Annotated in this window: 1 protein-coding gene and 1 pseudogene; both read left to right on the top strand. The window is 41.1% G+C overall.

Annotation, left to right across the window (positions count from 1 at the left end):
* Positions 1–190: ribosomal protein L16 (locus CWB78_RS18470; protein WP_249930486.1), on the top strand; the 190-nt coding region annotated here is incomplete at its 5' end.
* Positions 190–280, top strand: a pseudogene (locus CWB78_RS19035) (50S ribosomal protein L29); the annotation flags it as partial. The gene CWB78_RS18470 and the pseudogene CWB78_RS19035, both read left to right, overlap by 1 nt.

The raw sequence follows: 280 nt of genomic DNA, 5'->3' as shown, positions 1-280 counted from the left end.
AGAAAAGCCTCTTGAAGTTCTTATTGTTACAGTTATTGGGTCTGTTCAATATTGGGTTGCAGAAATTCAGCCTTGTATAGTACTTTACGATATGGATGGTGTTTCAGAAGAGCTTGGTCGTTATGCGTTTAACCTTGCTGCTCGTATGCTGCCATTCAATACATCTTTCGTATCTCGGACTGTAATGTGATGATAGCAAACGAACTAAAAGATATAAGCGTAGAAGAGCTTAATGCTGCACTTCTAGGTCTTCTTCGTGCGCAGTTTAACCTGCGCCTGC

It is taken from the genome of Pseudoalteromonas sp. S1612, from assembly GCF_005887175.1.
Lineage (GTDB): Bacteria > Pseudomonadota > Gammaproteobacteria > Enterobacterales > Alteromonadaceae > Pseudoalteromonas > Pseudoalteromonas undina.
Note: the sequence above shows the minus strand (reverse complement) of the source record. Positions and strands in the feature narration are given on the sequence as shown.